We start from the raw sequence: 16,889 nt of genomic DNA on the forward strand, positions 1-16,889 counted from the left end.
TCTCTTTCCCCCCCCCCCAAACCCCCCCCCCCCCGCCCCCCCCACCCACCCCCCCCCCCCCACCCACCACCCCCCCCCCCCCCCCCCCCGTCCCCCCCCCCCCCCCCCCCCGGCCCCGGCGCATGTCGTCGGGAGCCTCACGAGGCTTCTACGCTGAAAGGACAGGTCGGACCGCGAGCAGGGGAGTGGACAGGATGAGCGAGCAGGAACAAGGGCAGGCGCAGGAACCGGGGCGCGAACCGGGTCAGGGCCGGGCGCGGGGGGCCACCCCCGCCCCTCCCTCCCCCTCCCCCTCCCTCCCACCCACCTCCTCCACCCCGCCCTCCACCACCTCCGCCCCCGCCAAGGCCCGCCTGGTCTTCCGCGACCCGCTGGACCAGCAGTCCCGGGACGACACCGACGCCGGCTGGGGCGATCGCCCCGGGGCGGGTGCCGGCGGTGGGCGGGGGCTGGACTGGTACCTGAGCCAGCGCCCGCCGCACCACGGCGACTGAGGGGCTTCCTAGCGCGCCACGACCAGCGCGTCGCGGATCTCGGTCAGCAGTTGGACCTCCTTGGCCTCGGCCTCGGCCGCCACCTCGGCGACACTCTTGCGCTTGGCCGCCATCCGGTTCATCGGCACGATCAGCACGAAGTAGACGACGGCGGCGGTGATCAGGAACTGCAGGACGGCGCTGAGCACCGACCCCCACAGGATGAGGATCCCGGACGTGACCTCACCGGTGCCGCTCACCTCGCAGGGCCCCTTGAGGCAGGAACTGTAGGACGCCAGGTCCTTCGTCCCGAACACGCCGACGATCGGATTGATCACGCCCTTGACGAAGGCGTTGACGATGTTGGTGAAGGCCGCGCCGATGACCACGGCGACGGCGAGTTCGACGACATTTCCACGCAGCAGGAATTCCTTGAAGCCTTTCATGCCGCCTCGAACGACGAAGTCGTCGCCGGGTTACGGGTGATCTTCCGGAAGCCCGGATTGACAACCCGTACGGCCCACGGCGCCGCCCGGGGGCGGTGGCAGGCCGGCCCGCGCGGGCCCGGAGGCGAGCGCCGCGGCCACCGCGAGCAGCACCAGCGCGGGCACTCCGCCCCGCCGTCGGACGGCCCGGCGCCAGCGGTGCCACCCGCCGCAGCCGCGCCGGATCGGTGGGAAGCTCGGCACCTCCCGCCGGGGCGGTACGGAGGGGGCGGGCAGCGGGAGGGACAGGCTCGTGGTCGTCATCGGGACACCTCCGGACTCGGTCGGGTCTTGCTCGGTGTCCCACACCTTGCGCGCTTTCGCCGAGCCCCGGAAGTCGATTCCCACAGCCTGTGGAAAACCCCGCCCCTGTGGACAACTTCGTACACCCGCACGAGCTATTCCGGTTCCGGAAGTTGACGGCGGGCCGCGAAAGGCCCACCGCAACGCGCGAAAAGGCCCGCTGCGGCGCGCGAAAAGGCCCGCCGTCCCCGCGCGAAGCGGGGCCGACGGGCCTTCCCGGGAAACCGAGGTCAGCCGGCGGCCGGAGCCGGGCTGCTGGACGAGCTCGACGTGCTCGAAGAACCGGACGACGAGCCGGTCGAGCCCGAGCCCGACGACGTGGACGAGCCGGTCGACGAGCCGGAGGACGAACCCGCGCCCACCGAGCTGGTGGAGGACGAACGGCTGTCGGTCCGGTAGAAGCCCGAGCCCTTGAACACGACGCCCACGGCCGAGAAGACCTTGCGGAGCCGTCCCTGGCAGTCGGGGCACGTGGTCAGCGCCTCGTCGGTGAACTTCTGCACCGCCTCCAGGCCGTTGCCGCACTCGGTGCACTGGTACTGGTACGTGGGCACTTGTCTTCCTCCTGGCACTCTCGCCTGATGAGTGCTAACGATGGTCAATGATGCGGTATTCCGTTGGATCAGTCCAGCGAATCCGGTGTGAGATGAGCCGGTACCGAGTCACCGACGACCGCGCGTTCAGCCCTTCGCGGCGCCGACCAGCTGTGCCGCGCCGCCGAGGTCGGCCGAGGAGGCCACCACGCGGCCCGCCCCGCTGGGGGCCGCCAGCAGGTGCCGCAGCGACACCAGCGCGATCAGCCCGAGCCCGGCGCCGACCAGCGGCACCAGGAACCCGGCGGACGGCCCGTGGCCGTCGATCAGCCGCCCGGCCACCATCGAGCCGACCGCCAGGCCCAGGCCGATGGCGCCGGTCAGCCAGGTGAAGGCCTCGGTCTTGGCCCCGTCCTCGACCAGGGTCTCGACGAGGGTGTAGCCGCTGATCAGGGTCGGCGCGATGGCCAGGCCGCAGACCAGCGCGGCGATCGAGAGCGTGACCAGGTTGGGCATCGCCCACAGCGTGGAGCAGCCCGCCACCAGCAGCGCGTAGCTGATCACCATCCGCTGCTGGACGGCCCGCCGCCAGGCGATGACGCCGTAGAGCACGCCCGCGACCATTGAGCCGCCGGCGAAGATCCCGTACACGGTGCCGGCCGCGTCGTGCTGGCCGACCGAGTCGGCGAAGGCGTTGACCGAGACCTGCATGCCGCCGAACACGGCCCCGACCCCGAGGATCACCCCGGCCAGCAGCCGGACGCCGGGGGAGGAGAGCGCGGAGGCGCGCCGGACACCGGGCTCCGGGGTGATCCGGGCGGGTGCGGTGCGGCGCTGGGCGGCGAAGACCAGGCCGCCGACGAAGGTCAGTGCGGCCTCGACGACCAGGGCGGTGGCCGGGTTCACCGAGGTGGCGATGTTGGCGGCCAGGATCGGGCCGATCACGAAGGTGAACTCGTCCGTCACGGACTCGAAGGCGAACGCGGTGCTGACCTTGGCCGACGCGGAGGCGGAGGCGCCCTCGGCGCCGATGGTGGCGATCCAGCGGGCCCGGACCATCGCACCGATCTGCGGAACGCTCGCGCCGGCCGGGACGGCGGCCAGGAACAGGCTCCAGGCGGGCGCGTGGCCGAGCGCCAGCGCGATCAGCAGGCCGACCGAGGCCGCGTGCACCACGACGGTCGGGACGAGGACGGCGGCCTGCCCGTACCGGTCGGCGAGCCGTCCGGTCTGCGGGCCGATCAGGGCCTGGGCGACGGCGGCGATGGCCGTGACGGTGCCCGCGGTGCCGTAGGAGCCGTGGGTGTCCTTGACCAGGAGCAGGATGCCCATGCTGAGCATCGCGTAGGGCAGTCGCGCGATGAAGGCGGGGGCCAGGAAGGTCCAGGCTCCGGGCGTGCGCAGCAGCGCGCCGTAACCGACCTTGGCCGGTGTCCCGGCGTCGGTGGTCGCGCTGTTCGGGGTGCTGTCCGCGGTGTCCGGAGCGCTGTCCGCGGTGGTCTCGACCGTTCGGCGGGCCGTCACGGTCGGTCCTTCCTGCTGCCTGGTAGCGCGGCAGGGCATGGGGTGGCCCCGACGGCGCCGAGAGTCGTCCTCTCGCGCGTCGACCGGGGTAGATACCGGGCCGGCCGGGCCTGGTGGGCCGGGGCCGGACCGCGGCCGCCGAGCGGTCGCGCCAACTCTGCGTCAGGCAGATGCTGGGGGTGGTCTAACGGTAGTCATACGGCGTGGTCGTACCAGCATACAGTTACGCGCGTAGATCCCGCCAGACCACCCAGACCACCCAGACCACCCAGACCGACCAGACCGACCAGGCCACTCGAGTCGCCCAGGCCAGCCAGGCCACTCGAGTCACCTCGGCCACCTCGGCCACCCCACCGGCGCCTCAGCGCCCGTTCAGCCACCCCGCGAGCTTGCCGCCCTTGTCCACGGCCCGCAGCCGCCGCTCGGCCGCCTCGCCGACCTCGTCCGTGGTGACCACCAGCAGTTCGTCCCCGCCGCGCAGCATCGTCGCCTTGTCCGGCACGAAGGAGCTGCCGTCCCGCACGACCAGGGTGACCGCCGCGCCCTTGGGCAGTCGCAGCTCGCTGATCTCCACACCGGACATCCGCGAGGTCGGCGAGAGCGTGACCGAGAGCAGGTGCCCGTGCAGCTTCTCCAGCGGCGCGGACTCGATGTCGAGGTCCTGGCCCATGGCGCCCTCGCCGATCCGCAGCCGCTTGGCCATCCAGGGCAGGGTCGGGCCCTGGAGCAGGGTGAAGACGACGACCAGGATGAAGACGATGTTGAACACGTCGTCGGCCTTGTGCGCCCCGGAGACCACCGGGATGGTGGCGAGGACGATGGGCACCGCCCCGCGCAGTCCGGCCCAGCTCAGCAGCGCCTGCTCGCGGACGGGCACCTTGAACGGGGTGAGCGTGAGCACCACGGACAGGGGCCGGGCGAGGAAGACCAGCACCCCGCCGATCACCAGCGCTGGGACCACCGCGTCGCCCATGGTCTCGGGCGAGGCGAGCAGCCCGAGCAGCACGAACATCCCGATCTGCCCGATCCAGGCGAGCCCGTCGGCGAAGCCGCGGACGGCCGGGCCGTGCGGCAGTTTGGAGTTCCCGAGGATCACCGCGCTGATGTAGACGGCGAGGAAGCCGGAGCCGTGCAGCAGCGCGCCGCCGGCGTAGGCGAGCACGGTCAGGGCGACCACGGCGATCGGGTACAGGCCGGAGGACGGCAGGGCGACGTGCTTGACCGCGAACGCGCCGAGCTTGCCGACGGCCAGGCCGACCGCGGCGCCGATCGCCAGTTCGGCGGCGATCGTGGCGAGCAGCACGTACCAGGAGTCCAGTTCGCCGGTCGAGGCGAAGGCGACGACCAGGATGACCACGGGCGCGTCGTTGAAGCCGGACTCGGCCTCCAGCAGGCCGGTGAGCCGGTGGGGCAGCGGGACCATCCGCAGCACCGAGAAGACGGCGGCGGCGTCGGTGGAGGAGACGATCGCGCCGAGCAGCAGCGAGGTGCGCCAGTCCAGGCCGACCAGCCAGTGCGCGCCGGCCGCGGTGACGAAGACGCTGACGCCGACGCCGACGGTGGCCAGCACGGTGGCCGCCGGCATGGCCGGCCTGACCTCGCGCCAGCTGGTCTTGAGGCCGCCCTCGGCGAGGATCACCACGAGTGCGGCGTAGCCGAGCACCTGGGTCAGTTCGGCGTTGTTGAAGGTGACGCCGATCCCGTTCTGGCCCAGTGCCACGCCGATCCCGAGGTAGATCAGCAGACTGGGCAGTCCTGATCGGGTCGAGAACCGGACGGCGACCACCGCGAAGAGCAGGATCACGGAGGCTTCGAGCAGGAGCTGGTTCAGGTGGGCGACGTTCACGCAGTGGCACCTCGGGCAGGCATGGGCGGGCGGGGTGTCAGGTGGTGCCGGGCCGGGGCAGTGCCGGACCGTCGACCCGTTAAGAAGTCGTCAATGCTCCTCTTGCGGATCGTTACTCAGTCTAACATTTTGCCATATCTTTAGTTTCATTGCCTACTTCCCTCCTCGTCGCGCCCGTCACGACCGCCCGCAGGGCGCCCACCAGCCCCTTCCGGGCCGCTCGTTGACCTCCCCCGATCCCGCCGGGAGCGTCCCCCGTGCACGCCGGTCGTCCGACTCGGCCTAATGTGGTGCCCTGTCACGGCCCCAGGCCCGGGACACGCCCGCCCGCCCCGAAGTCAGGACCGCAAGGACCCAGATGCCCCGCTCGAAGAAGTTCCGGCGCGCCCGTCTGATCGTGATCGTGCTGGTCGTGCTGCTGGTGGCCGGCGTCGGCTACGGCGGCTACCGCGGGGTCACCGCGGTCCGCGCCTCCTTCCCGGAGGTGGACGGCACGGTCAAGGTGGCGGGCCTGAGCGCGCCGGTCGACGTCAAGCGCGACGCCAACGGCATCCCGCAGCTGTACGCGGACACCAGCGAGGACATGTTCCGCGCCCAGGGCTACGTCCAGGCCCAGGACCGCTTCTGGGAGATGGACGTCCGGCGGCACATCACCGCGGGCCGGCTGTCCGAGATGTTCGGCGACAGCCAGGTCGACACCGACTCCTTCATCCGCACCATGGGCTGGCGGCAGGTGGCGCAGAAGGAGTACGACACCAAGCTCTCGCCGGAGACCAAGAAGTACCTCCAGGCCTACGCGGACGGCGTGAACGCCTGGCTCGCCGAGCACCCCGGCGGGGAGAAGGCCTCGCTGGAGTACGCCATGCTCGGCGCGGTCAACAGCGGCTACAAGCCGGAGCAGTGGAGCCCGGTCGACTCGGTGGCCTGGCTCAAGGCGATGGCCTGGAACCTCTCCGGGAACCTCCAGGAGGAGATCGACCGCTCGCTGCTGGCCCAGGACTTCGGCCCGGACAAGATCGCCGAGCTGTACCCGGACTACCCGTACGCCCGCAACGGCACGATCGTGAAGACCGGCACCGTCAACGGCGACACCTACCGTCCGGCCGACGGCTCGACCCCGCCCGGTGCCGCCCCCGGCGCCGGCACCGCCCAGGGCGCGGCCACCACCAAGGCGCTGCTGCAGGGCCTCACCGACCGGATCGACGCGATGCCGCAGCTGCTCGGCCGCCCCGGCCAGGGCATCGGTTCCAACTCCTGGGTGGTCGCCGGCTCGCACACCACCACCGGAAAGCCGCTGCTGGCCAACGACCCGCACCTCGGCCCCGGCCTGCCCTCGGTCTGGTACCAGATGGGCCTGCACTGCCGGACCGCCTCGCCGGCCTGCCAGTTCGACGTCTCCGGCTTCACCTTCGCCGGCATGCCCGGCGTGGTGATCGGCCACAACAAGGACGTCGCCTGGGGCTTCACCAACCTCGGCGCCGACGTGACCGACCTCTACCTGGAGAAGGTCACCGGCCCGGACACCTACCAGGTGGACGGCAAGGACGAGAAGTTCGACCTCCGCAAGGAGACCATCAAGGTCGCCGGCGGCGAGGACCGCACCATCACCGTCCGGACCACCCGCACCGGCGCCCCGCTCATCTCCGACGTGAGCACCGAGCAGCAGAACGTCGGCAAGTACGCCCCCAACGGCAGCTCCGCCCCCGACCGCGGCACCGGCGGCTACGGCGTCGCCCTGCAGTGGACGGCGCTCAGCCCCGGCAAGACCATGGACGCCGTCTTCGAGCTCGACAGGGCGAAGAACTGGGACGAGTTCCGCGCCGCCGCCAAGGACTTCGCCGTCCCCGCGCAGAACCTGATCTACGCCGACAGTAAGAACATCGGCTACCAGGCCCCCGGAGTCATCCCGGTGCGCGGCAAGGGCGACGGCTCGATGCCCGCCCCGGGCTGGGACTCCTCGTACCAGTGGAAGCCGGACCCGGTCCCCTTCACCGCCCTGCCGTACAGCCTCAACCCGGCGTCCGGCTACATCGTCACCGCCAACCAGGCCGTGGTGGACCCGAGCTACAAGTACAACCTCACCAAGGACTGGGAGTACGGCAGCCGGGCCAAGGAGATCACCGACCAGATCGAGGGCCTGCTCAAGAACAACGGCAAGATCTCGCCGGACGACATGCAGACCCTCCAGCTGGACAACACCAGCATCATGGCCAAGACGCTGGTCCCGCTGCTGCTCAAGCAGCAGATCGACGACCCCTACGTGCGCGAGGCCCAGGACCTGCTCAAGGACTGGAACTTCCACCAGGACGCCGACTCGGCCGCCGCCGCCTACTACAACGGCGTCTGGCGCAACCTGCTCAGCCTGGCCTTCGGGCAGAAGTTCCCGGCCGACATCCGGGCCAAGGACAACTGCCTGCTGGTGCGCCAGCAGGACGACCCGACCAAGCCGGACAGCTCCAGCAAGATCGTCACCCAGTGCGGCACCCGCGACCCGGGCAAGGCCCAGCCGGACGGCGGCGACCGCTGGACCGAGGTCGTGCGCACCCAGCTCGACAAGCCGGACAGCTCCTGGTGGACGTACATCGACTCCGACCACAAGGAGCAGAAGGGCCTGGACAACCTGCTCAAGGAGGCGATGAAGAACGCCCGGCAGGACCTGACCTCGCTGCTCGGCAAGGACATCTCCACCTGGAGCTGGGGCCGGCTGCACAAGCTGGAGCTGCGCGAGCAGACCCTCGGCACCGACAACTCCTCGATCGCCTCCGGCCTCGTCCACAAGCTGCTCAACCGCGGCCCGTACCGCCTCTCCGGCGGCTCGGCGGCGGTCGACGCGGCCGGCTGGAACGCGGCGGCGGGCTACCAGGTGGACTGGATCCCGTCGATGCGGATGGTGGTGGACCTGAACGACCTGGACTCCTCGCGCTGGGTCAACGTCGGCGGCGCCTCCGGCCACGCCTTCCACCAGAACTACAACGACCAGACCGACCTCTGGCTCAAGGGCAAGCTGCTGACCTGGGCCTACACCCCGGACGCGGTCGAGAAGGCCACCAAGCACAAGCTGGTGCTCACCACGGGCTGAGGCCCGTCCCGAGCCCGAGCGGCCCCGCCCTCCTCCCGGGAGCGCGGGGCCGCCGCCGTCTCATCCGTGGCCGTCCCGGCCGCCGCGGTCCCGGCCGCCGCCGTCTCAGCCGCCGTCCCGGCCGAGCGCCCGCACCCCCGAGGGCGTGACCGCCAGGTCCACCGGCAGGTCGTGCGGCTCGGCCGGCACCCGCTCCAGCAGCTCGTGCTCGTACAGCAGCACCGCCAGGACCGGCCGCGCCCCGGCCCGCTCCAGCCGGGCCAGCACCCGGTCGTAGCTGCCCCCGCCGCGGCCCAGCCGCAGCCCGGCCGCGTCCGCCGCCAGGCCCGGCAGCAGCACCACCGACGCCCCCGTGACGGCCTCCGGCCCCAGCCGCGGTCCGACCGGCTCCAGCAGCCCGCGCCCGGCCGCGGCCAGCGCCGCCGGCCCCGCGTACTCGGCCCAGTCCAGGTCGTTGTCGGGCAGCAGCACCGGCAGCAGCACCCGGACGCCGCTCTCCCGCAGCGCGTCCAGCAGCGGCCGCGTCCCGGGCTCCGCGCCCACCGACACGTACGCGGCCACCGTGCTGCCCGGAGCGGCCAGTTCCCACGCGTGGCCGGCCAGCGCGAGCGCCGCCTCCGCGCGCCCCTCGGCGGTGAGTGCGCGGCGCCGCGTCAACAGCCGTGTCCTCAGGTCGCTCTTCTCGTTGTGCACCGGATCCTCCACGTCCGAAAACCGTGACGCGCAGAGCCTGACACGCGAAAGGGCGCCCCGATTGTCCACCCCGTTGCTGGTCCAGGCCCTGGCCGCGCTGAGCGCCCCCGCGCTGGCCGGCGCCACCGTGCTCGGTGTGCGCGCGCGCCGGGAGCGGGCCGGGGCCGCCGCCGAACGGGAGCGGCTGACCGGCCGGATCGCCGAACTGGAGGAGCGCTGCGCCGAGCTGGAGCGGACCGCCTCCTGCGACCCGCTCACCGGCGTCTGGAACTACCGCCACCTGCAGCTCACCCTGGACCGGGAGATCGAACGGGCCCGCCGCGCCGAGCACACCGACCAGGCCGAGGGCCCGCGCCCGCTGGCCGTCCTGCTGCTGGAGATCGCCGGCTTCGACGCGGTGCTCGCCGAGCACGGCCGGGCCCGCGGCAACGCGATACTGCGCGACCTCGCCCAGCGGCTCGCGATGGAGATCCGCCGCGCCGACACCCTGGGCCGCTACAGCGGCGAGGAGTTCCTGGTGGTGCTCCCGGACACCGGCGCCGAGGGCGCCGCGCAGGTCGCCGAGCGGCTGGTCTGGTCGGTCCGCCGGCACCTGCTGCTCGACTGGTCCTCCGGCACCAGGGCGCCCCGCCCGGCCGGGGGCAACGGCCTGACCGCCGCCGTCGGCGTCGCCGTGCTCCCCGAGGACGGCACCCACGCGGCCGTCCTGCTGCGCTCCGCCGACGGCGCCCTGGCCGCCGCCCGGGCGTCCGGCGGCGACTGCTGGCGGCTCGCACCGGGCCCGGGCCGCCCCGCAGGGGCACGTGAGCAGCCCCCTCGCGCACCGGAGCGGGCGCCGACTCCCGAACGTGACCGTTCGGAAAAGCCGGGTAGTCTGTCCGCCTGTACCGGAGGGGACCCCCTGGCCCAGCCGGTCGCTTCCCATACGCCTGCCACCGTGGCCGTGCCCCGGGACGTGCTGTCCTAGCCGCCCGACCGCGCTCGGCCGGGCGAAAACGTGCCTGAGTAAGGTAAACGCATGACGACGACCACCTCCCGAATTCCGGTAACCAAGGCCGTGGTACCCGCGGCCGGACTGGGCACCCGCTTCCTCCCGGCGACCAAGGCCACCCCGAAGGAGATGCTGCCCGTCGTCGACAAGCCGGCCATCCAGTACGTCGTCGAGGAGGCCTCCGCCGCCGGCCTCTCCGACATACTGATGGTCACCGGCCGCAACAAGCGCGCGCTGGAGGACCACTTCGACCGCGCCTACGAGCTGGAGGAGCTGCTCGTCCGCAAGGGCGACGAGGACCGCCTGCGCCGGGTCCGCGAGTCCGTCGAGCTGGCCAACATGCACTACGTCCGCCAGGGCGACCCGAAGGGCCTCGGCCACGCCGTCTCCGTCGCGGAGCAGCACGTCGCCGGCCAGCCCTTCGCCGTCCTGCTCGGCGACGACCTGATCGACCCGCGCGACCCGCTGCTCGCCCGCATGATCGAGGTGCAGCAGGAGCTCGGCGGCTCGGTTGTCGCCCTCATGGAGGTCGACCCCTCCCAGATCCACCTGTACGGCTGCGCGGCCGTCAAGGCCAACGGCTTCGGCGAGGACGTCTTCCAGGTGACCGACCTGGTCGAGAAGCCCGAGCCGGGCGAGGCGCCGTCCAACTACGCCGTCATCGGCCGCTACGTCCTCGACCCGCTGGTCTTCGACGTGCTGCGCGAGACCCCGCCCGGCCGCGGCGGCGAGATCCAGCTCACCGACGCCCTGCGCGAGCTGACCACCCGCGACGCGGAGGCCGGCGGCCAGGTGCACGGCGTGCTCTTCAAGGGCCGCCGCTACGACACCGGCGACCGCGCCGACTACCTGCGCGCTATCGTCCGACTGGCCGCCGAACGCGAGGACCTGGGCCCGGAGTTCCGCTCCTGGCTGCGGGAGTTCGTCGGTTCCGAGCTGCAGGACTGACCGCACGACACAGAGAGCGAGCCGCCGATGACCGGGTCCACGGAGCACACCACCACCCCCGCAGCCTTCTGCGACGGGTCCGCGGACCGGGCACCGGCGGCTCCTCGCTTCTGGACGGTGGACGAGCACCGCGCCGACGTGCTGGCCGCGGTCGGCCCGCTGCCCGCGATCGAGCTCCAGCTGCTCGACGCCCAGGGCTGCCGGCTGGAGGAGGACGTGGTCGCCGAGGGCGACCTGCCGCCCTTCGACAACAGCTCGATGGACGGCTACGCCGTCCGCACCGCCGACACCCAGGGCGCCACCGAGGACTACCCCTCGGTGCTCGCCGTGGTCGGCGACATCGCCGCCGGCGCGGGTGAACTGCCCAGGGTCGGCCCCGGCCGGGCCGCCCGGATCATGACCGGCGCCCCGGTGCCGCCCGGCGCCCAGGCGGTCGCCCCGGTCGAGTGGACCGACGGCGGCACCGGCACCGGGACCGCCGCCGTGGCGATGACCGCGCCGGTGCCGGACGAGGAGGTCCGGGTGCTGCGCCCGGTCGCCGAGGGCGCCCACATCCGCCGCCGCGGCAGCGACGTCGCCGCCGGCACCACCGTCCTGGAGGCCGGCACCCGGCTCGGCCCCACCCAGCTCGGCCTGCTCGCCGCGATCGGCCGGGCCACCGTGAAGGTCCGCCCGCGCCCCCGGGTCGTGGTGCTCTCCACCGGCAGCGAGCTGGTCCAGCCCGGCGAGCCGGTCGGGCCCGGGCAGATCTCCGACTCCAACAGCTTCACCCTCACCGCGGCCGCCCAGGAGGCCGGCGCCATCGCCTACCGGGTCGGCGCCGTCCCCGACGACGCCGACCGGCTGCGCGCCGTGCTGGAGGAGCAGCTCGGCCGGGCCGACCTGATCGTCACCAGCGGCGGGGTCAGCGTCGGCGCGTACGACGTGGTCAAGGAGGTCTTCGAGTCCTACGGGGGCGTCGACTTCCGCAAGCTGCGGATGCAGCCCGGCAAGCCGCAGGGCTTCGGCCGGATCGGCGGCGCGGCCGGGGTGCCGCTGCTCGCCCTGCCGGGCAACCCGGTGAGCGCCTACATCTCCTTCGAACTCTTCGTCCGCCCGGTGATCCGCACCATGCTGGGTGCGGGCGACGTTCACCGCCCGGTGGTGCGCGCGCTCTGCCCGTCCGCGCTGCGCTCCCCGGCCGGGCGCCGGCAGTTCCTGCGCGGCCGCTACACGGCGGACGGCACCGTACGGCCGGTGGGCGCCGCCGACTCGCACCTGGTCGGGGCGCTGGCCCGGGCGAACTGCCTGATCACCGTTCCCGAGGAGGTCACCGAGCTGCCCGCCGGCAGCGAGGTCGACGTGGTGCTGCTGGAGTCCTGAGCGGCGCGGAGGCGGCGGGTCAACAGCGCCCGGAGGCGAGCGGGGAGCGGCAGAGCGGTACGGTAGCGCGGTATTCGACCTGCGCGCCCCTGGAGTTACCCGTGACGACACCGAACCCCGGCGACCGCCTCACCCACGTCGACGACCGGGGCGCCGCCCGGATGGTCGACGTCTCGGCGAAGGCCACCACCGCGCGCACCGCCGTCGCGGCCGGGCGGGTCAGGGTCTCCCCGCGGGTGGTGGCGCTGCTGCGCGGCGAGGGCGTGCCCAAGGGCGACGCCCTCGCGGTGGCCCGGATCGCCGGGATCATGGGCGCCAAGCGGACCCCGGACCTGATCCCGCTCTGCCATCCGATCGCGGTCTCCGGCGTCGAGGTCGACCTCACCGTCGGGGACGACGCGGTCGAGATCACCGCCACCGTGCGGACCGCCGACCGCACCGGTGTCGAGATGGAGGCGCTGACCTCGGTGACGGTCGCCGCGCTGACCGTGATCGACATGGTCAAGGCGGTCGACAAGGGCGCGAGCATCGAGTCCGTCCGGGTGCTGAGCAAGACCGGCGGCAAGAGCGGCGACTGGTTCGCGCCGGAGGCCGGCGCATGAGGACGCGGAGCACGAGGGCGCTCGCCGTGACGGTCTCCAACCGGGCCTCGGCCGGGGTGTACGAGGACAAGGGCGGCCCGCTGCTGGTGGCGGGCCTGACCGCGATGGGCTTCACCGTCGACGGCCCGCGGGTCGTCCCGGACGGCGAGCCGGTCGAGGCCGTCCTGCGCGAGGCCGTCGCCGCCGGCTACGACGTGGTGCTGACCACTGGCGGCACCGGCATCTCGCCGATGGACCTCACCCCCGAGATGACCGCCCGGGTGATCGACCGGCAGGTCCCCGGCATCGCCGAGGCCGTCCGCGCGTACGGCCGCGACAAGGTGCCGACCGCGGCGCTCTCCCGCGGGCTGGCCGGGCTCGCCGGACGTACCCTGATCGTCAACCTGCCGGGCTCGACCGGCGGCGTCAAGGACGGTCTGGCCGTCCTGGAGCCGCTGCTCGCGCACGCCGTCGACCAGCTCGGCGGCGGGGACCACCCCCGGCCCGACGCACCAGCTTCCGGGAGAGCGCACTGAACGCCGGCTGGCCGGTAGAACTCCACGAGGGGGAGGTCGTGCTGCGCCCGATCCGGGCCCGCGACCAGCGCGAGTGGCAGGAGGTGAGCCGCCGCAACCGGGACTGGCTGCGGCGCTGGGAGGCCACCGTGCCGCCCGGTCCGGCGGGCCAGGCCGCCGGACCCCGCCCGACCTACCGGCAGATGGTCCGCTTCCTGCGCGGCGAGGCCTCGGCGGGCCGGATGCTGCCCTTCGTGGTGCTCCACAAGGGCCAGCTGGTCGGCCAGTTGACCGTCGGCGGGATCACCTGGGGCTCGATGTGCTCGGCCAACGTCGGCTACTGGATCGACGAGGCGGTGGCCGGCCGGGGCATCATGCCGACGGCCGTGGCGCTTTCGGTGGACCACTGCTTCCACACCCTCGGACTGCACCGGATCGAGGTCTGCATCCGCCCGGAGAACGGCCCGAGCCGGCGGGTGGTGGAAAAGCTCGGCTTCCGTCCGGAGGGAATGCGTCCGCGCTATCTCCACATCGACGGGGACTGGCGGGACCACCTGGTCTACGCCCTGACCGCCGAGGAGGTTCCGGAAGGGATGCTGGAGCGCTGGCGGGCGCTCAGTTCCGGCCGCGAACCACGTAATTGAATATTTGTTCGAAAGAAATATCGATATGGCATCGGCGCGGTGGCGGACCGTCACAAACACCGGCAAAATAGTCGGAGAATCAGCTTGATCACACGACACGCCGCGCCAAATTGCTGCCGGGCCTTCCCCGTCGCCCGTACGGTGTGAATCGTGAGCAGTAGCGGCCTTATCTACGCCGTCATCGTAGGGGCCTGGGCCGCCTATCTGGTGCCGATGTGGCTCCGCAGGCAGGACGAACTCAACGAGGCGCGCCCGACGGAACGCTTCAGCACCGCCATCCGCCTGCTGGCCGGGCGTTCGGCGCTGGAGCGACGGGCAGCCCGGGCCCTGGGTGACGAACCGCGTGACGACGAGCACAGCAGCGACGGCCCCCCCGAACGGGACGCGGCCGACTCCGGCGACCCCGCCGTGCGGGAGCCCGAACCACCGGTGGAGCGACCGGCCGAACGGCCGGCCCCGGCGCGGCAGGTCGGATCCGAGCGCCGGGCGCTGCTGTTGGCCCGTCGGCGCCGGATGGTCACCGCCCTCTTCCTGGCCTTCGCGCTCGGCGCGGTGGTCGCCGCGGTGGCGGGCCTGGCCTTCCTCTGGGTCCCGGCCGTGCCGGCGGTCCTCCTCACCCTCTACATCGGCCACCTGCGCAAGCTGGAGCGCCAGCGGTACGAGGTGAAGCTGGACCGCAACCGGGCCGCCCAGGCGGCCGAGCGGCTGCGCCAGCGCGAACGCCGGCGCGCCGAGGTCCCGGCGGACGACCGGCCGACGGTCGAGGCGCCCGCCCCGGACGACGCCGCCCCGGCCGCGCCCGCCGAGCACCGCTCCGGCCGCCGGCCGCACCTGCGGCTGGCCGCCGATCCGGAGCAGGCCACCGTCGCGGTGCCCTCCGCCTCCGCGGTGGCCGAGGCGACCGAGCACGAGGAGTGGGTCGACGGCATGCGCGAGCGCGGTGCGGCCGGCCCCGACTCCTGGGAGCCGGTGCCCGTCCCGCTGCCGACCTACGTCACCGCACCGGTCGCCCCCCGGGTCTCCCGCGGCCTGGACCTCTCGGCCCCCGGCACCTGGACCGCCGGGCGGCCCACCGAGTCCCGCAGCACCCCGCTGTTCGACCAGTACGCCGAGGCCCCGGCCCCGGAGTCCCGCCCCCGCGCGGCCAACGAATGACCGCCGTGACCACCCCCGACCAGGGGGTGGTCACGGACCCCCTCCGAAAGGTGCTAAAGTTTCTTCTCGTTGGGGCTGTGGCGCAGTCCGGTAGCGCACCTCGTTCGCATCGAGGGGGTCAGGGGTTCGAATCCCCTCAGCTCCACCCAACGGACCGGTTCCGACCGGCCCAGCAGATCCCGCCGGGAGTTCGACTCCCGGCGGGATTTCGCGTTTTGACGCCCCGGAAGTTCCGGGCCGCCCGCTCCGTGACCGAGCTCACAGCGCCCTCGCCGGGCGGAATCCGTTGTGCTCCGAGGCCCGGGGGACTCTCAGAGGGGTCGGTTATGGTGGGTGGGCCCAGACGGTGACGAGGGAACGATCTGGTCTATCTCAACGGGGTGCCATCGCGGTGCGCGAGTTCGGTCTGACACGGTGGACGCGACAGGCGGACCCGGAGGGGCCCGACGGCGGCCCGGCGAGCGGAAGACCGAATTCCTGGACCATCGCGGCGGCCTGCGTGGCCGTGGTGTCGGTGGCGGCCTTCGTCCTCCAGCGGCACCTGCACGGGGCGAACATGGTCGACATGCTCGTCTACCGGGCCGAGGGCCAGGCCGTGGTCAACGGCGACGACCTGTACGCGATGCGGCTGCCCGGCTGGGACCTCCCGGCCACCTACCCGCCGTTCGCCGCGATGCTGTTCGTGCCGAGCACCTGGTTCGACGTGAGCCCGCTGCGGATCCTGGTGACGCTCGGCAACTACGCGCTGCTCGGCCTGGCCGTGCACCTGTCGCTCAAGCTGGCCGGCTGGCCCGCCCGGCGGTACCGGACGGCGGCCACGGTCCTCGCCGCCGGCCTCGCGGTCTGGCTGGAGCCGGTCTACACCACCTTCCAGTACGGCCAGGTCAACCTGGGCATCCTCTGCCTGGTGCTGTGGGACCTCACCCGCCCGGACCGCAGCCGGTCCAAGGGCGTGGGCATCGGCCTCGCCACCGCGATCAAGATCACCCCCGGGCTGTTCACCGTCTACCTGTTCCTGACCGGCCGGACCAGGGCCGCCCTGGTCTCCATCGCCACCTTCCTGGCGGCCGGCCTGGTCGGCTGGGCGGTGCTGCCGGACGCCTCGTACGGGTTCTGGACCAGGTACCTGTGGGACCCGAGCCGGGTCGGCGTCACCGTGCTGGTCGACAACCAGTCGCTGCGCGGGGCCGTCTGCCGGCTGCTCGACGTCAACGACCCCGGCACGGTCGGGCTGATCGCCTCCGGGCTGGTCGCCACGCTCGGGCTCGGGGTGGCCGTGCTCGCCGGGCGCTCCGCCCGGGTGCTGCGCCGGGCCGACGCCTGGGGCGGTGTCTGCGCCGCCCTCACCGCGCTGCTGGTCTCGCCGATCAGCTGGACCCACCACTGGGTCTGGTGCCTGCCGCTGATCGCCCTGCTGGCCGCGGAGGCCCGGAGCACCGGCCGCCGGGTGCTGCTCGGCGTGACGCTGGCGGTGTTCCTCTCCCACGTGATGTGGGCCGTGCCGCACCGCTGGGGCCGCGGCGTCGCCTGGTACTGGCAGCTGCCCGGCTCGATCTACCCGCCGCTGGCGGTCGCCGTCCTGGTCGCGATCGGCCTGCGGCTGTACCGGGCCCGGCGGCAGGCCGTGGACGCCTCGGCCGGTGCCTGGGCGCTGCTCGGCGCCAGGCTCGACCACGACCACGGCCACGACCGAAGCCACGACCACGACGACGACCGCGACCCCGCCCTGAGCAACCGGACCTGACGGACCGGACCTC

General features: G+C 73.0%; 15 protein-coding genes and 1 tRNA gene. 11 read left to right on the forward strand and 5 right to left on the reverse strand.

Annotated elements, in window-relative coordinates; translation table 11 throughout:
* Nucleotides 1-194: 194 nt before the first annotated feature.
* On the forward strand, nucleotides 195-494 hold the full coding sequence (locus ACZ58X_RS14855; RefSeq protein ID WP_470334044.1) for a hypothetical protein: 300 nt from the start codon (nucleotides 195-197) through the stop codon (nucleotides 492-494).
* 8 nt (nucleotides 495-502) lie between these two features.
* Here ACZ58X_RS14855 and mscL read toward each other — a convergent pair whose 3' ends face one another.
* From mscL to ACZ58X_RS14875, 4 genes are all read right to left on the reverse strand, one after another.
* Nucleotides 503-919 (reverse strand): large conductance mechanosensitive channel protein MscL, encoded by a 417-nt coding sequence (mscL, locus tag ACZ58X_RS14860; protein WP_470334045.1) that lies wholly within the window; start codon nucleotides 917-919, stop codon nucleotides 503-505.
* Nucleotides 920-1,491: 572 nt separating this feature from the next.
* A complete protein-coding gene (locus ACZ58X_RS14865) occupies nucleotides 1,492-1,815 on the reverse strand; it encodes an FmdB family zinc ribbon protein (protein ID WP_470334046.1) in 324 nt (107 codons plus the stop codon).
* A gap of 126 nt (nucleotides 1,816-1,941) precedes the next feature.
* The gene (locus ACZ58X_RS14870) at nucleotides 1,942-3,318 is read right to left on the reverse strand and encodes an MFS transporter (protein WP_470334047.1); all 1,377 of its coding nucleotides are present in this window, start codon (nucleotides 3,316-3,318) and stop codon (nucleotides 1,942-1,944) included.
* A gap of 361 nt (nucleotides 3,319-3,679) precedes the next feature.
* On the reverse strand, nucleotides 3,680-5,164 hold the full coding sequence (locus ACZ58X_RS14875) for a potassium/proton antiporter (protein WP_470334048.1): 1,485 nt from the start codon (nucleotides 5,162-5,164) through the stop codon (nucleotides 3,680-3,682).
* Nucleotides 5,165-5,522: 358 nt separating this feature from the next.
* On the opposite strand from ACZ58X_RS14875, the gene ACZ58X_RS14880 reads away from it, so the two are divergent.
* Nucleotides 5,523-8,243, forward strand: coding sequence for a penicillin acylase family protein (locus ACZ58X_RS14880; RefSeq protein WP_470334049.1), 2,721 nt, complete (start codon nucleotides 5,523-5,525; stop codon nucleotides 8,241-8,243).
* Nucleotides 8,244-8,348: 105 nt separating this feature from the next.
* On the opposite strand, the gene ACZ58X_RS14885 is transcribed toward ACZ58X_RS14880, so the two are convergent.
* Nucleotides 8,349-8,936, reverse strand: coding sequence for a 5-formyltetrahydrofolate cyclo-ligase (locus ACZ58X_RS14885; RefSeq protein ID WP_470334050.1), 588 nt, complete (start codon nucleotides 8,934-8,936; stop codon nucleotides 8,349-8,351).
* 61 nt (nucleotides 8,937-8,997) lie between these two features.
* Between ACZ58X_RS14885 and ACZ58X_RS14890 the strand changes: the two genes are divergently transcribed.
* The 9 genes from ACZ58X_RS14890 (at nucleotide 8,998) to ACZ58X_RS14930 (ending at nucleotide 16,876) form a co-directional block, all read left to right on the forward strand.
* Nucleotides 8,998-9,903: a GGDEF domain-containing protein gene (locus tag ACZ58X_RS14890; RefSeq protein ID WP_470334051.1), complete on the forward strand. Its 906-nt coding sequence runs from the start codon at nucleotides 8,998-9,000 to the stop codon at nucleotides 9,901-9,903.
* Nucleotides 9,904-9,954: 51 nt separating this feature from the next.
* Entirely contained in the window at nucleotides 9,955-10,875 is a 921-nt protein-coding gene (gene galU, locus ACZ58X_RS14895) for a UTP--glucose-1-phosphate uridylyltransferase GalU (protein WP_270144670.1), read from the forward strand.
* 27 nt (nucleotides 10,876-10,902) lie between these two features.
* On the forward strand, nucleotides 10,903-12,237 hold the full coding sequence (gene glp / locus ACZ58X_RS14900; protein ID WP_470334052.1) for a molybdotransferase-like divisome protein Glp: 1,335 nt from the start codon (nucleotides 10,903-10,905) through the stop codon (nucleotides 12,235-12,237).
* Nucleotides 12,238-12,338: 101 nt separating this feature from the next.
* On the forward strand, nucleotides 12,339-12,839 hold the full coding sequence (gene moaC, locus ACZ58X_RS14905; protein WP_470334053.1) for a cyclic pyranopterin monophosphate synthase MoaC: 501 nt from the start codon (nucleotides 12,339-12,341) through the stop codon (nucleotides 12,837-12,839).
* A complete protein-coding gene (locus ACZ58X_RS14910) occupies nucleotides 12,836-13,354 on the forward strand; it encodes a MogA/MoaB family molybdenum cofactor biosynthesis protein (protein WP_470334054.1) in 519 nt (172 codons plus the stop codon). Before moaC ends, ACZ58X_RS14910 begins: the two co-directional genes overlap by 4 nt.
* 38 nt (nucleotides 13,355-13,392) lie before the next feature.
* The gene (locus ACZ58X_RS14915) at nucleotides 13,393-13,977 is read left to right on the forward strand and encodes a GNAT family N-acetyltransferase (RefSeq protein WP_470334055.1); all 585 of its coding nucleotides are present in this window, start codon (nucleotides 13,393-13,395) and stop codon (nucleotides 13,975-13,977) included.
* 150 nt (nucleotides 13,978-14,127) lie between these two features.
* Nucleotides 14,128-15,132: a divisome protein SepX/GlpR gene (gene sepX / locus ACZ58X_RS14920; RefSeq protein ID WP_470334056.1), complete on the forward strand. Its 1,005-nt coding sequence runs from the start codon at nucleotides 14,128-14,130 to the stop codon at nucleotides 15,130-15,132.
* A 71-nt stretch (nucleotides 15,133-15,203) separates the two neighbouring features.
* Nucleotides 15,204-15,277: transfer RNA gene (locus ACZ58X_RS14925), tRNA-Ala, on the forward strand.
* 354 nt (nucleotides 15,278-15,631) lie between these two features.
* Nucleotides 15,632-16,876, forward strand: coding sequence for a glycosyltransferase 87 family protein (locus ACZ58X_RS14930; RefSeq protein ID WP_470334057.1), 1,245 nt, complete (start codon nucleotides 15,632-15,634; stop codon nucleotides 16,874-16,876).
* The last annotated feature ends 13 nt before the right edge of the window (nucleotides 16,877-16,889 follow it).

It is taken from the genome of Kitasatospora sp. NPDC040550, assembly GCF_055594965.1.

Excerpts from the sequence above, each read along its gene's own strand:
- ACZ58X_RS14855 (WP_470334044.1), top strand. The coding sequence starts at position 195 with ATGAGCGAGCAGGAACAAGGGCAGGCGCAGGAACCGGGGCGCGAACCG.
- mscL (WP_470334045.1), bottom strand. The coding sequence starts at position 919 with ATGAAAGGCTTCAAGGAATTCCTGCTGCGTGGAAATGTCGTCGAACTC.
- ACZ58X_RS14880 (WP_470334049.1), top strand. The coding sequence starts at position 5,523 with ATGCCCCGCTCGAAGAAGTTCCGGCGCGCCCGTCTGATCGTGATCGTG.
- galU (WP_270144670.1), top strand. The coding sequence starts at position 9,955 with ATGACGACGACCACCTCCCGAATTCCGGTAACCAAGGCCGTGGTACCC.
- glp (WP_470334052.1), top strand. The coding sequence starts at position 10,903 with ATGACCGGGTCCACGGAGCACACCACCACCCCCGCAGCCTTCTGCGAC.
- ACZ58X_RS14910 (WP_470334054.1), top strand. The coding sequence starts at position 12,836 with ATGAGGACGCGGAGCACGAGGGCGCTCGCCGTGACGGTCTCCAACCGG.